This window comes from Actinokineospora lacus (genome assembly GCF_053813445.1).
The window spans coordinates 663171-676029 of the sequence record NZ_JBQERA010000003.1; the positions used below are offsets into that span (position 1 = coordinate 663171).

The following is a 12859-nucleotide window of genomic DNA, read 5'->3' on the forward strand; positions in this document are numbered from 1 at the left end:
AGCTCAACGCGACCACCACGGTTGAATTCGGGGGAGCGGGATGAGCCCGGCCTTGGTGTGCGAGGACCTGGTCAAGCGCTACGGCGACCGGACGGTCGTCGACCACGTCGGCTTCCACATCGACGAGGGCGAGGCGTACGGGCTGCTCGGCCCTAACGGCGCGGGCAAGACGACGACCATCTCCATGATCGTCGGCCTGCTCGCCCCGGACTCGGGCAGCGTGACCGTCGGGGGGGTCGCCATGGCCGACGACCCCAAGGAGGCCAAGCGCCTGATCGGGTACGTCCCCCAGGAGATCGCCCTCTACCCGGAGCTGACCGCGCGCGAGAACCTGCGCTACTTCGGCCGCCTCTACGGCATCCCGCGCCGCGAGCTGGCCACTCGCATGGGCGAGGTGCTGGAGATGGTCGGCCTCAGCGACCGCGCCGACGACCGGATCGAGACCTACTCCGGCGGCATGAAGCGGCGCACCAACATCGCCGTCGCGCTGCTGCACAAGCCGAAGCTGCTCATCCTCGACGAACCAACCGTCGGCGTCGACCCGCAGAGCAGGGTGGCCATCCTCGACGGCGTCGAGGCGCTGATCAACGAGGGCATGAGCCTGCTCTACACCTCCCACTACATGGAGGAGGTCGAGCGCATCGCCACCCGGGTCGGCATCATCGACCGCGGCAAGATCATGGCCGACGGCAGCAAGCGCGAGCTGGTCGCCGAGCTCGGCGGCAGCGACCGCATCGAGCTGGTGCTCGACGGCGACGTGGAGTCCACGGCGGAGAAGCTGCGCCTGGTCGACGGCGTCACCGAGGCGGTGGTCACCGGCCAGCAGTCGGTGCGCCTGCTCGCCAAGGGCGGGCGGCACCTGCTGCCCGCGATCATCGACGCCGCCGCGGGCACCGCCGCGGTTACCGGCGTCGAGGTCGTCGAGCCCGACCTGGAAGCGGCCTTCCTGCACCTGACCGGCAGCACCCTGCGCGACTGACGGGAGGAGACCACGTGCGACCCCTGCTCGTCATCGGCGGACGCGAACTGGCCGCCCGGCTGCGCGACGGCACCGGCGTGCTCATCGCGCTCATCGCGCCGATCGTGCTGGCGACCATGTTCGGCTTCGCCCTCGGCGGCGACGAGGACCCGCCGCTCAAGGCGACCATCGGCATCGTCGACCACGACGGCGGCGAGTTCCCGGCCAGCGTGCAGCGCGAGGCGCTGAACACCGAGGAGCTGCGCGGCCTGCTCACCTTCGCCCAGTTCCCCGACGAGGCCGCGGCGCGCGCCGCCCTCGACGCGGAGACCGCGGGCGCGGCGATCGTCTTCCCGGCCGGGTTCAGCGAGAGCGTCGGCGCGGGCAGGGGCGGCGAGGTGACCGTCATGGAGTCCAACGACGCCCCGCTGGCGGGCGTGATCGCCCGCAGCATGGTCGACCGGATCTCCGCGCTCGTGGAGGCCCGGACGCTGGCCGTGCGCGCCTCGCTGCGGGCCGGGGTGGCGCCGGAGGACGTCAAGATCTTCGTGGAGGAGAACGGCGCGGCCGGACCGAGCCTGTCGCTGGCCAGCGACCCGGTCAGCGGCGGCGCCGTCGACCTGGCCGTCTACTACGGCTCCGGCATGGCCGTGATGTTCGCCTTCTTCGTCGTCGGCAGCTCGGCGCGCAGCCTGCTCACCGAGCGCCAGCTCGGCACCCTCGGCCGGATGCGGGCCGCGCCGATCCCGCTGTGGACCGTGATCGCGGGCAAGGGCGGGGTCGGCTTCCTGCTGGCGGTGATCAGCATGTGCGCGACCTGGCTGTCCTCCGAGCTGATCTTCGGGGCCAGCTGGGGGCCGCCGCTGGGCGTGCTCGCGCTGATCCTGGCGCACGTGTTCGCCGCGACCATGATCGTGATGCTGGTGGCCAGCGGCGCCAAGACCGACGCGCAGGCCGACGGCTACACCCTCGGCGTGGCGTTCGTGTTCGCCTTCCTCGGCGGGAGCCTGGTCCCCGTCTACAACCTGCCCGAATTCCTGCAGACGGTGTCGCTGGCCACCCCCAACGGCTGGATCTCGGCGGGGCTGACCGAGCTGGCGGGCGGCAGCGGGATGGGCGCCATCGCCCTGCCGGTCGCCGTCGTCGCGGGCATCGGCGTCGTCGCGGGCGCCCTGGCGTTCCTGCGCTTGCGGAAGGGACTGTTCGCATGAGGCCCCGCCCGATCAGCGCGCTGGTCATCGCCAACCTCAAGCGCCAGACCCGGGACCGGGTCGGCCTGTTCTTCATGATCGTCATGCCGTTCGTGACGATCATGTTCGTCGGCCTGGCGATGGGCGGCGGCAGCGACCGCATCCCGGTGGCCGTCATCGCCCAGGACTCCGACCCGACCGCCGCCGCCGTGCTGCGCGTGCTGGAGGCCAGCCCGTCGCTGGAGGTGCGCCGCGCCGACTCCGCCGAGGAGGTGCGCGCCGACGTGCGCCGGGGCCGCGTCGCCGCGGGCCTGGTGATGCGGCCCGGCGACACCGAGTTCGACCTGGTGCTCACCCAGACCAGCGGCAGCGGCATGGCCGCGCGCAGCGAGATCGACGTGGCCATCGGCAAGGTCTCGGCCGTGCAGGAGGCCACCAGGGCCGCGGAGAAGGCGGGCGCGAGCCCCCGGCTGGCCGAGCAGTACGTCCAGGAGGCGCGGGCCGAGGGCGGCGCGGTCGCGGTGCGCAACACCGGCGGCGACGACGGGGCGCCCACCGGCTTCGCCTACACCGCTCCGGCCAACCTGCTGCTGTTCGTCTTCATCAACTCGATGGCCGTGGCCGCCGCGCTGGTGGAGAGCCGCCGCATCGGCATGGTCCGGCGCACGCTGGCCGGGCCGGTCAGCAAGGCCACCGTGCTGTTCGGCGAGGCCCTCAGCAGGCTGCTGGTGGCCGCCGCCCAGGCGCTGCTGATCATCGTCGTCAGCGCGCTGATGTTCGGCGTCCGCTGGGGCGACCCGCTCGCCGTCACCGTCATCGTCACCCTGTTCTGCCTGGTCGCGACCGGCGCGGCGATGCTGGTGGGGGCGCTGGTGAACAACCCGCAGCAGGCCCCGGCCATCGGCCCGCCGCTGGGCATCGTGCTCGGCATGCTGGGCGGGTGCCTGTGGCCGCGCGAGGTCGCGGGCGAGTTCCTGGCCACGGTGGGCTACGTGTTCCCGCACTCGTGGGCGATGGACGGGCTGCTCGCGCTGACCCGGCCGGGCGCGGGCATCGCCGCGGTCTGGCAGGAGTCGCTGGTGCTCGCGGGCATGGCCGCGCTCAGCCTCGGCGTCGCGGTGGTCGTCTTCCAGCGGCGGGCGCTGCGGGCCGCCTGACGCGCAGTAACCTACTGTCGAGTCAGGACAGGAGGGCCCGTGGAGCGCGTACTCGCCGACATCGCCGAGCACTGGCCGCTCTACGCCATCATGCCGGTCGTGGCCGCGGTCATCGGCTACGTCACCAAGCGGGTGGCCATCGAGATGATGTTCCGCCCGCTGCGGTTCGTCGGCATCGCCGAGCCGTACCTGGGCTGGCAGGGCGTCGTGCCGCGCAACTCAGCGCGGATGATCCGGGTCTCCACCGACCTGATCACCTCGCGGCTGGTCGACGCCCGCCAGCTCGCCGGGCGCATCGACCCCGACGCGCTGGCCCGCGACATCCAGGGCCCGCTGCTGCTGATCATCGACGAGGTCACCCGCGACGTCATCGCCGAGCACCACCCCGGCCTGTGGGAGACGCTGCCGGTCTTCGCCCAGGACCTCATCGTCAAGCAGGCCCAGGCGGGCGCGCCCGCGATGGTCCGCCAGATCGTCGCCGACCTGCGCACCGACATCGACGACCTGCTGGACGTCCAGCAGGTGGCCATCGACGCCCTGGAGCGCGACAAGGAGCTGCTGGTCCGGCTGGTGCGCGACATCTCCCGCCCGGAGATGGCGTTCATCGCCCGCTGCGGAATCTACTTCGGCTTCGCCCTGGGCGTCGTGCAGACGGTCGTCTGGGCGCTGACCAAGGAGCCGCTGGTGCTGCCGATCTTCGGCGGGCTCATCGGCTGGTTCACCGACTGGCTGGCCATCAAGCTGGTGTTCTTCCCGCGCGAGCGCAGGCGGGTGCTCGGCCTGTTCTCCTTCCAGGGCGTCTTCCAGCGCAGGCGCGAGGAGGTGGCCAGGCAGTACGGGGAGATCATCGCCACCGAGGTGATGACGGTGCCGAACATCATCGACGGCATCTTCCGCGGCCCGCGCTCAGACCGGGTCATGGCCATGATCCGGCGCACGATCACCAAGGTCGTCGACGAGCAGGCCAGCCTGGCCAAGCCGTTCGTCGCGGTGGCCGTCGGCACCCGCCGCTTCCAGCAGATGAAGCACGCCGCCGCCGACAAGGCGATGGTCTACCTGGACGAGACCGCCCGCCTCGCCGCGCCCTACGCCGCGGAGCAGATCAACCTCGGCCGGGTCATCGCCTCCAAGATGGACCGCCTCAGCCGCGTCGAGTACGAGGGACTGCTCCGCCCGGCGTTCCGCCAGGACGAGTGGAAGCTGATCGCCGTCGGCGCCGTCATCGGCGCCCTCGTCGGCGAGTTGCAGGTGCTGGTGTTCCTGTCCTCGGGCCTGTTCTAGGCCGTCGGAGAGCTGGCCGAGAAGACCGCCCATACGGTACAGCCGTCGATTGCCCGCAGGCATCGAACGCCCGGCTAGGCTTCTCCGGTGCGGTTGATTTATGTGGATGAGAGCTACTGCAAGACCTGCTACTACGTTGTGGCTTTGTTGGTTCCCGAAGCCAGCGTGCGCTCGCTGAGCACAGCTCTGGACAAGGTCGTCGATGATGCGTCCTGGGGGTACAAGGGCCTCGCCTCCGAGGCAGAACTACACGGATACGACCTCTTTCACGCGGAGCGTGATTGGGAGCCGCTCAAAACGATGGTTCGTGCCCGCATCGGCGTCTACGGCAAAGCCTTGCAGGCCATCGCCGACCAAATCACCCGGATCGTCGACACCATATATTTCGCCCCCTCCACCGCCAGTAGGCTGGTCCAGGCCGTCGACCTCATCGCGTTCCTGCACCACCGCATCCAGACCGAGACGAACACCGATTCGCGAGTGGTGAAGGCGAACACGGCGCTGTGGGATCGAATCGCGCCCAGAGTCGCCCATTCGCACTGCTGGTGGCCTTGAACGCACAAGAGCCCCGCTCGCTGGCGGGGCTCAGGGCTCGCAGGAGTTTCCTCCTATCCACAGCATACCATGGTACAAGGTTGGTGACTTGCAGAACGCCTGCATAGTCGCGAGGTGACCGTCCACCGTCGTAGCGGTTGGTGTTGCGAAGCAGCACCGGGGTGCTGCTTCGCAACACCTCGACGCAGTGTTGCCGTTGTCGGATTCGCCTTGATGACGAAGCACTAGGCGCGGGTCAGGCCGCGGGCGCGGCCGACGATCCAGCAGGCAACGTAGATCACGAAGGAGATGGCGGTGACGAACGCGCTGATCGGCGCGCCGGGGGCCAGCGACAGCACGATGCCGCCCACCGCGGAGACCAGCGCGAACACCACCGAGAGCACGGTGGCCCGCAGCGGGCTCGCCGTCACCCGGCAGGCCGCCGCGGCCGGGGTGACCATCAGCGCCAGCACCAGCAGCGCGCCGACCGTGCGCACGCCCAGCGCCGTCGCCACGCCCACCAGCACCGCGAACACCAGCGACAGCGCCACCACCGGCACCCCGCGCGCCCGCGCGACCTCCGGGTCGACCGAGGCGAACAGCAGCGGCCGGTAGATCACCGCCAGCACCGCGAACACCGCGACCGAGCACCCGAGCAGCAGCGCCACGCTGGCGAAGTCCTGCCCGACGATCTGCCCGGTCAGCAGCCCGAACTTGTTCGACGCGCGCCCCTTGTAGAGGAACAGCATCAGCACGCCGACGCCCAGGCCGAACGCCAGCACGACCCCGATCACCGAGTCGTACTCCGAGGAGCGCCGCGACAGCAGCCCCAGCACCAGCGCCGCCACGATGGCCCCCGCCAGCGCGCCGTTGCCGACGTCCCAGCCCAGCAGCAGCGCCGCCGCTCCCCCGGTCAGCGCCAGCTCGCTGGTGCCGTGCACGGAGAAGGCCATGTTGCGGCTGACGATCAGCGGCCCGAGCACCCCGGCCAGCAGCCCGAGCACGACGGCCACCAGCAGCGCCATCCGCACGAAGTCCAGCCCGAGCAGGTCCAGGGTCAGCCCGAGGTCGAAGAAGCCGTCCACTTACCCCACCCCGTGGTCATGATGGTGCGGGTTGTCCTCGCACAGGTCGCTGTGCGCGCCGACGACGTGGATCTGCCCGCGCACCCTGATCACCTCGACCTCGGTGCGGTACAGCGCCGAGAGCGTCGCGGTGGTCATCACCTCGTCGGGCCGCCCGACCCGGAAGCGACCGTCCACCAGGTACAGCACGCGGTCGACCAGCGGCAGGACCGGGTTGATCTCGTGGGTCACGAACAGCACCGCCGTGCCCGCCTCGCGCCTGCGGGCATCTATCAGCGTGCTCACCGCGCGCTGGTTGGCCAGGTCGAGCGACAGCAGGGGCTCGTCGCACAGCAGGACGCGCGGATCGCCGACCATCGCCTGCGCGACCCGCAGCCGCTGCTGCTCGCCGCCGGAGAGCAGCCCGACCGGGCGGTCGGCGAACGCCCCGCCGTCGACCGAGGCGATGGCCTCGGCGACCCGGCGGGCCCGCTCGCGGCGCCCGGAGACGCCCAGGCCCCAGCGGTGCCCGTCCAGGCCGAGCCCGACCAGGTCACGCCCGCGCAGCGCAAGCGACGGGTCCAGGGCGCGCTGCTGCGGGATGTAGCCGACGCCGCGGTTGCCCCTGCCGGGCACCGCGCCCGCGACCCGGACCGTGCCCGCGGAGAGCTTCTGCAGGCCCAGCAGCACCCGCAGCAGGCTGGTCTTGCCCGAGCCGTTGGGGCCCAGCACGGCGACGAACTCCCCCGGCGCGACGGCGAGGTCCAGGCCCTCCCAGAGCGCCCGGTCGCCGTAGGCGAGCCGGGCCCCGGACAGGCTGACCGCGTCGACGGCGGCGGGCGCGGCGACGTGCCGGGTAATCACGGCTTCACGGCCGCGGCAAGGTCGTCGACCTGCTTGGTCATCCACTCAAGGTAGCTGGTCACGCCCTCGGGCAGCGTCTCGGTCATCCCCACGACGGGCACCCCGGCGCCCTCGGCCGCGGCCTTGACCGCCTCGGTGACCGGGGTCGAGGTCTGCTCGTTGTAGACCAGCGCGGCGATCTGGCCGCCGGTGACCAGGGCCTCGGTCTCGGCGCGGGCGGCGGCGGGCGGGTCGGTCTCCTCCTCGACGGCCTCGGCGAAGGCGGCGGGGGTGACGTCGGTGAGCCCGGCGGCCTCCAGCAGGTGCTCGGCGACCGGCTCGGTGGCCACGACCTTCGCGCCCGGCTTGGCCGCGCCGATCGCGGCGGCCTTCCCGGCCAGCGCGTCGAGTTCCGTGCCGAAGCCCTCGGCGTTGGCGGTGAAGGCAGCGGCGTTCGCCGGGTCGATGGCGGCGAGGTCGGCGGCGACCTTCTCGGCGACGGCGTGCACGGTCTCCAGGTCGTACCAGACGTGCTCGTTCTCGGCGTGCTCGTGGCCGTGGCCGTCTTCGGCGGGCTCCTCCCCAGAGCGGGTCTCGCTGGGGGGCTCACTGTGGGATTCCTCTGGGTGGGATTCCTCGGCGGCGTGCGCGCCCGCCAGGTCGACGGCGACGACGCGGCGGAGGTCGGGGCCCGCGCTGTCGGCCAGGCCGGTGAAGAAGTCGTCGTAGCCGCCGCCGTTGGACACCGCCAGGCGCGCGCCCTCGAAGACGACCGCGTCGGCGGGCTTGGCCTCGTAGCCGTGCGGGTCGGCGGCGGGGTCCTCCAGGATCGCGCGCACGGTGACCTTGTCGCCGCCCACGGCCCGTACCACCGACGCCCACACGTTCGTGGACGTGACCACGACGGTGGTGCCCGCGGCGGCGGGACCCTGCGGCTCGGCGGGTGATTCGCCACACGCGGCGACGCCGAACAGGACAGTGGCGGCGAGCCCCGCGACCACGGGCGCTGGCCGGAAACGGCGACTGGTCATCTGGCGCTCCTGCTGGGCGATGGCCGCCACGTGGGCGACAATGGAAACCGTTGTCGGATTCAGAATACGACACCCCGCCAGGGACGATTCACCCGACCGGACGACAACCGTGTCCGAAGCGAGCCGGGCTCGGACTTCTGCAATTGGTTCTGAACCGTTACGGTCAGATCATGGCGCGGTCTATACATGTCCGGCGTCCGGCGACACTGGCGTCGCTGGCCGCGGAGCTCGGGGTCTCCAGAACCACCGTCTCCAACGCGTACAACCGACCTGACCAGCTCTCGCCGGAGCTGCGCAGGCGGGTGCTCGAGACCGCGCGCAGGCTGGGCTACCCAGGACCGGACCCGGTGGCCCGCTCGCTGCGCACCCGCAAGGCGGGCGCGGTCGGGCTGCTGCTCACCGAGAACCTGTCCTACGCCTTCCGCGACCCCGCCGCCCTCGGCTTCCTCGAAGGGCTGGCGCTGGCCTGCGAGGGCGCGGGCCAGGGCCTGCACCTGGTGCCGGTGAACCCCGAGCGCGAGGACGTCGCCGCCGTGCACCGCGCGGGCGTGGACGGCTTCGTCGTGTACTCCGTGCCCGACGACGACCCGCACCTGGCCGCCGTGCTCTCCCGCCCGGTCCCGACCGTGGTGGCCGACCAGCCCAACGTCGAGGGCGTCGACCAGGTCGGCATCGACGACCACGCCGCGATCACCGCGCTGGCCAGGCAGCTCATCACGCTGGGTCACCGGCGCATCGGCGTGCTGTGCATGCGCCTGGCGCGCGACCGCAACGACGGGTTCGCCGACCAGGAGCGCCAGCGGAACGCCCACTTCCACGTCCAGCGCGCCCGCCTCAGCGGCCTGGCCGAGTCCTTCAGCGCCGTCGGCGTGGACTGGTCGGCCATCCGCGTCGTGGAGCGCTTCGACCACAGCACGGCCAGCGGGGCCTCGGCCGCCGCGCAGCTGCTCGACGCCGACCCGCAGGTCACCGCGCTGATCTGCACGTCGGACATACTCGCTCTCGGCGCGCTGACCGAGGCCCGCCGCCGCGGCCTGCGGGTGCCGCAGGACCTCACCGTGACCGGGTTCGACGGAATAGCCGAAGCCGACCGGGTCGGGCTGACGACCGTGCGCCAGCCGGTGCTGGAGAAGGGCCGCGCGGCGGGCAAGCTGCTGCTGGGCGCGCCCGACCCGACCCGCCCGCGGGAGATCATCCTGGACACCGAGCTGGTCACCGGCACCACCTCCGCCCCGCCGCGCACCAGCGAGGAGCGCTGGTTCGGCCCCTAGGCGGTCAGCCTCAGCGGCACCGGGGCGCCGGTCAGCTTCCCCAGCCTGGGCACGACCGCGTAGTCGCCGGGGGCGACGGGCGCGCGGCGCACCGGGCAGCCCGCGGCGGACGTGCGGCCGGTCCACCGCACCTCGAACACCGCGCGCCGCTTGGGCGCCAGCACGCGCGGCGACCCCTCGCGGGTGCCGAAGTAGCAGTCGTTGCTCGACCACACCCGGGTCCCGCCGTCGCGGCTGGTGACCTCCAGCCCGCGCAGCGCTCGGCCCACGTCCCGGGTGCACGGCACGGGTCCGGTGTTGACCACGACCAGCCGCAGCAGCGGTCGCTGCCCGGTCCGGTAGGCGGGTTCGCCGGTCTCGGCGGAGACCCGGACCGAGGAGTCCGGGCACGGCGCGCTCGGGTCCGGCGGGACCTGCTCGGGTGTCCTGCTGGGGCTGGGCCGCGCCGACCGACTGGCCGACTGGGTGGCCGATTGGGCGGCCGTCGCGCTGGCGGGCGCGTTCCGCCGGGAGGCGGGCGCCGTGGAGGCCGGGAGCGGGACGGACGCGGCGACGCCCCTGACCGGCTCCTCACCGCCGATGAGCCCGTCGACGAGCCAGATCAGCCCCACCAGCGCGAGCATCGAGCCCGCGAGCGCGCCTGCCCTGCGGCGGAAGTACACGCCCCGGGACACCGGGCCAGGTTGGTCGGACATGGCAGCGACGGTAGTCGCGGAAACACGGACGGTGGCGCCGCCGGGTGTCGCTCGTCTGGGCGATATTCGTCTGGGCGATACCTCGTCAGCGGCGTATGCCACAGTGAATTCGGCCCTATTCCGCTTGGCTGCGGAGTGGGACAGCGGTTCCAATAAGTGACCATGACTCGACGACCGCCGGAGGCAGGCCCATGACCGCCATCGACGATCTGCTCCAACGCCACCTCGACGGCCCCGACCACGGCGCGCCCGGGATGCTCACGCCCGTCCCCCGGCTGCACCTGGCCGTGGTGACCTGCATGGACGCCCGCATCAAGGTGTTCGACGTGTTCGGCCTGACCCACGGCGAGGTGCACATCATGCGCAACGCGGGCGGGGTGGTGACCGACGACATCGTGCGCTCGCTGTCCATCAGCCAGCGCCAGCTGGGCACCCGCGAGGTCATCGTCATGCAGCACACCTCATGCGGCCTGGCCACGATCACCGACGACGAGTTCAAGGACTCCCTCGAACGGGACACCGGGCTGCGCCCGCCGTGGGCGGTGGAGGCGTTCCGCGAGGTCAAGGACAGCGTGCGCCAGTCGGTCGAGCGGGTGCGGCGCAGCCCCTTCATCCCGTACACCGAGAACGTGCGCGGGTTCGTCTACGACGTGCAGACCGCGGCGCTGACCGAGGTGCACTGAGCCGGGGCGAATACAGTGCCCCGCGATGGACACACGCGTGGTGGTCGAGTGGTTCGACGGTGTCGCGCGGGACCTGCCGTGGCGGGCCCCGGACCGCACCGGGTGGGGCGTGCTGGTCAGCGAGGTGATGCTGCAGCAGACGCCGGTGGCGCGGGTCGAGCCGGTGTGGCTGGAGTGGATGGCGCGCTGGCCGGTGCCCTCGGCGCTGGCCGCGGCCGGGCGCGGCGACGTCGTGCGCGCGTGGGGGAAGCTGGGCTACCCGCGCCGCGCGCTGCGGCTGCACGAGGCGGCGACGGAGATCGAGAGGTCCCACGGCGACGTGGTGCCCGACGACGTGGACACGCTGCTCGCGCTGCCCGGGATCGGCGCGTACACCGCGCGCGCGGTGGCGGCCTTCGCCTACGGCAAGCGCTGCCCCGTGGTGGATACCAACGTCCGGCGGGTCGTGGCGCGGGCGGTGCACGGCGCGGGTGAGGCCGGGCCGCCCTCGACGGTGCGGGACATGGCCGACGTGGAGAAGCTGCTGCCCGAGGAGCCCGCCGAGGCCGCGCGGGTGTCCGCGGCGCTGATGGAGCTGGGCGCGGTCGTGTGCAAGGCGCGGGCCCCTCGGTGCGCGGACTGCCCGGTGTTCGACTCCTGCGCCTGGCAGCGGGCGGGCAGGCCCGCCTACCAGGGCCCGGTGAAGGCGGCGCAGAAGTTCAGCGGAACCGACCGGCACGTGCGCGGGCTGCTGCTGGACGTGCTGCGCGACTCGCCCGACCCGGCGTCCAGGGCGCGGCTGGACGTGGTGTGGGCCGACGCGGGTCAGCGGGACCGGTGCCTGGACTCGCTGCTGGTCGACGGGCTGGTCGAGCAGACCGCGGGCGGGCTGTTCGCGCTTCCCGGGGAGGGCTGAGGTGGCGCAGGCGGTCAGCGTCCTGTTCGACGACAAGGCCGACGCCGCCGTGCGCGCGCTGTGGGCCAGGCTGGACGCCGCCGGGCTGCCGAGCAGGCGGACCTTCCCGCCGCACCTGACCTTCGCGGTGGCCTCGGACATCCCGCGGAAGACCCGGGAGGCACTGCGGGCCGAGCTGCGGGCGCTGCACATCCCGTCGCTGTGGTTCGGGTCGCTGTCGACCTTCGCCCACAGCGAGAACGTGCTGATGCTCGCGGCGGTCACCGACCCGGAGCTGCTGGCGGTGCACTCGGCGGTGCACGACGTGCTGGCGGGGAAGGTGCGCAACCCCAGCTCGTACTACCTGCCGGGCTCGTGGGTGCCGCACTGCACGCTGGTCCAGCAGGTCACCGGGGATGAGCTGGTCGCCGCGTTCGGCGCGGTGTTCCCGGTGGCCGGGCTACGCGCGCGGGTCTCCGGCGTGGTGGTCATGGACACGGCCACCGGGGAGATCGATCCGCTGACCTGACAGGAACGCCTCGACCGCGCCTCGGTAGACCTCGGGCTGGGAGGCGTGGACCAGGTGTCCGGCACCGGCTACCAGCAGGTGCGTGCCCTGGGCGCGGGCGGCGATGGCGGCCTGCTGGCCGGGTGGCATGGCGCTGTGCTCGGCCTCGATGGCCAGCAGGGGGCAGCGCACGGCGTCGACCCAGTCCCAGTAGTCGCGGGCGCCCCACTCGGCGGCGATGGCGAACAGGTCGTCCACGTCGGACAGCAGGTGGTAGCCGTCGGCGCGCTCCTCGACGCACTCGGCGAAGTAGGGGCCGACGACGGGGCCGAAGAAGTCGCGCAGGTGGGCCAGGGAGGCGAAGGGGACGGGCCAGGCGTCGAACAGGCCCCGCCAGGCGTCCACAGTGCGCCCGCGCAGGTCCACGGCCATGTCCTCGACGACGAGGCCGGTCACCAGGTCGGGGCGGGTGGCGGCGACGCCGAGCCCGTGCAGGCCGCCCATCGAGTGTCCGATCACGACACCGGGGCCGTGCTCGTCGAGCAGGGCGGTGGCGTCGGCGACGAAGTCCGGGGTGCGCCAGCGCGGCCCGCGGTGGGGGCTGCGGCCGTGGGCGCGGGCGTCGAGCGCGATGACGTGGCCGTACGGGAGCAGCCAGCGGGCCACCGGCCACCACGTGGTGGCGCGGCCCATGAGCCCGTGCAGGAGCAGGATCGGGGGGCCGTCCCCGCCGAAGTCGACCACGTCGCGCCGTGCCACGGGGTTCGAGT

14 protein-coding genes are annotated in these 12859 nt (G+C 72.5%); 9 read left to right on the forward strand and 5 right to left on the reverse strand.

Annotated elements, in window-relative coordinates; genetic code table 11:
* The first annotated feature begins 40 nt into the window (after window positions 1-40).
* The 5 genes from ACTG9Q_RS11235 to ACTG9Q_RS11255 all read left to right on the forward strand — a co-directional run bounded on the left by ACTG9Q_RS11235 (window position 41) and on the right by ACTG9Q_RS11255 (window position 5141).
* The gene (locus ACTG9Q_RS11235) at window positions 41-979 is read left to right on the forward strand and encodes an ABC transporter ATP-binding protein (protein WP_455572607.1); all 939 of its coding nucleotides are present in this window, start codon (window positions 41-43) and stop codon (window positions 977-979) included.
* A gap of 14 nt (window positions 980-993) precedes the next feature.
* Window positions 994-2169, forward strand: a complete 1176-nt coding sequence (locus tag ACTG9Q_RS11240; RefSeq protein WP_455572608.1) for an ABC transporter permease — start codon at window positions 994-996, stop codon at window positions 2167-2169.
* Window positions 2166-3305, forward strand: coding sequence for an ABC transporter permease (locus ACTG9Q_RS11245; protein ID WP_455572609.1), 1140 nt, complete (start codon window positions 2166-2168; stop codon window positions 3303-3305). Before ACTG9Q_RS11240 ends, ACTG9Q_RS11245 begins: the two co-directional genes overlap by 4 nt.
* A 39-nt stretch (window positions 3306-3344) precedes the next feature.
* Window positions 3345-4586 (forward strand): DUF445 domain-containing protein, encoded by a 1242-nt coding sequence (locus tag ACTG9Q_RS11250; RefSeq protein WP_455572610.1) that lies wholly within the window; start codon window positions 3345-3347, stop codon window positions 4584-4586.
* Window positions 4587-4688: 102 nt separating this feature from the next.
* Window positions 4689-5141 carry a DUF3800 domain-containing protein gene (locus ACTG9Q_RS11255; RefSeq protein WP_455572611.1) on the forward strand — a complete coding sequence of 151 codons (453 nt, stop codon included), beginning with the start codon at window positions 4689-4691 and terminating at the stop codon, window positions 5139-5141.
* A 224-nt stretch (window positions 5142-5365) separates the two neighbouring features.
* Here ACTG9Q_RS11255 and ACTG9Q_RS11260 read toward each other — a convergent pair whose 3' ends face one another.
* Genes ACTG9Q_RS11260 through ACTG9Q_RS11270 form a run of 3 tightly spaced genes read right to left on the reverse strand, consistent with a single transcriptional unit; the run spans window position 5366 to window position 8058 of the window.
* The gene (locus ACTG9Q_RS11260; protein ID WP_455572612.1) at window positions 5366-6205 is read right to left on the reverse strand and encodes a metal ABC transporter permease; all 840 of its coding nucleotides are present in this window, start codon (window positions 6203-6205) and stop codon (window positions 5366-5368) included.
* Entirely contained in the window at window positions 6206-7048 is an 843-nt protein-coding gene (locus tag ACTG9Q_RS11265) for a metal ABC transporter ATP-binding protein (protein ID WP_455572613.1), read from the reverse strand.
* On the reverse strand, window positions 7045-8058 hold the full coding sequence (locus tag ACTG9Q_RS11270; RefSeq protein WP_455572614.1) for a metal ABC transporter solute-binding protein, Zn/Mn family: 1014 nt from the start codon (window positions 8056-8058) through the stop codon (window positions 7045-7047). The genes ACTG9Q_RS11265 and ACTG9Q_RS11270 overlap by 4 nt, the downstream gene beginning before the upstream one ends.
* Window positions 8059-8228: 170 nt before the next feature.
* Between ACTG9Q_RS11270 and ACTG9Q_RS11275 the strand changes: the two genes are divergently transcribed.
* Window positions 8229-9329 (forward strand): LacI family DNA-binding transcriptional regulator, encoded by a 1101-nt coding sequence (locus tag ACTG9Q_RS11275; RefSeq protein ID WP_455572615.1) that lies wholly within the window; start codon window positions 8229-8231, stop codon window positions 9327-9329.
* Here the strand turns inward: ACTG9Q_RS11275 and ACTG9Q_RS11280 are convergent.
* Window positions 9326-10024, reverse strand: coding sequence for a hypothetical protein (locus ACTG9Q_RS11280; protein WP_455572616.1), 699 nt, complete (start codon window positions 10022-10024; stop codon window positions 9326-9328). The genes ACTG9Q_RS11275 and ACTG9Q_RS11280 overlap by 4 nt on opposite strands.
* Window positions 10025-10215: 191 nt before the next feature.
* Between ACTG9Q_RS11280 and ACTG9Q_RS11285 the strand changes: the two genes are divergently transcribed.
* Genes ACTG9Q_RS11285 through ACTG9Q_RS11295 form a run of 3 tightly spaced genes read left to right on the forward strand, consistent with a single transcriptional unit; the run spans window position 10216 to window position 12110 of the window.
* On the forward strand, window positions 10216-10707 hold the full coding sequence (locus ACTG9Q_RS11285; protein WP_455572617.1) for a beta-class carbonic anhydrase: 492 nt from the start codon (window positions 10216-10218) through the stop codon (window positions 10705-10707).
* 25 nt (window positions 10708-10732) lie between these two features.
* Window positions 10733-11602 carry an A/G-specific adenine glycosylase gene (locus tag ACTG9Q_RS11290; RefSeq protein ID WP_455572618.1) on the forward strand — a complete coding sequence of 290 codons (870 nt, stop codon included), beginning with the start codon at window positions 10733-10735 and terminating at the stop codon, window positions 11600-11602.
* A 1-nt stretch (window position 11603) separates the two neighbouring features.
* Window positions 11604-12110, forward strand: coding sequence for a 2'-5' RNA ligase family protein (locus ACTG9Q_RS11295; protein ID WP_455572619.1), 507 nt, complete (start codon window positions 11604-11606; stop codon window positions 12108-12110).
* On the opposite strand, the gene ACTG9Q_RS11300 is transcribed toward ACTG9Q_RS11295, so the two are convergent.
* Window positions 12042-12848 carry an alpha/beta fold hydrolase gene (locus ACTG9Q_RS11300; RefSeq protein WP_455572620.1) on the reverse strand — a complete coding sequence of 269 codons (807 nt, stop codon included), beginning with the start codon at window positions 12846-12848 and terminating at the stop codon, window positions 12042-12044. The genes ACTG9Q_RS11295 and ACTG9Q_RS11300 overlap by 69 nt on opposite strands.
* Window positions 12849-12859 lie beyond the last annotated feature (11 nt).

What these genes read in the sequence shown, in the direction of transcription:
- ACTG9Q_RS11285 (WP_455572617.1), top strand. Translation starts at nt 10,216, where the DNA reads ATGACCGCCATCGACGATCTGCTCCAACGCCACCTCGACGGCCCCGAC.
- ACTG9Q_RS11275 (WP_455572615.1), top strand. Translation starts at nt 8,229, where the DNA reads ATGGCGCGGTCTATACATGTCCGGCGTCCGGCGACACTGGCGTCGCTG.
- ACTG9Q_RS11290 (WP_455572618.1), top strand. Translation starts at nt 10,733, where the DNA reads ATGGACACACGCGTGGTGGTCGAGTGGTTCGACGGTGTCGCGCGGGAC.
- ACTG9Q_RS11280 (WP_455572616.1), bottom strand. Translation starts at nt 10,024, where the DNA reads ATGTCCGACCAACCTGGCCCGGTGTCCCGGGGCGTGTACTTCCGCCGC.
- ACTG9Q_RS11245 (WP_455572609.1), top strand. Translation starts at nt 2,166, where the DNA reads ATGAGGCCCCGCCCGATCAGCGCGCTGGTCATCGCCAACCTCAAGCGC.
- ACTG9Q_RS11270 (WP_455572614.1), bottom strand. Translation starts at nt 8,058, where the DNA reads ATGACCAGTCGCCGTTTCCGGCCAGCGCCCGTGGTCGCGGGGCTCGCC.
- ACTG9Q_RS11235 (WP_455572607.1), top strand. Translation starts at nt 41, where the DNA reads ATGAGCCCGGCCTTGGTGTGCGAGGACCTGGTCAAGCGCTACGGCGAC.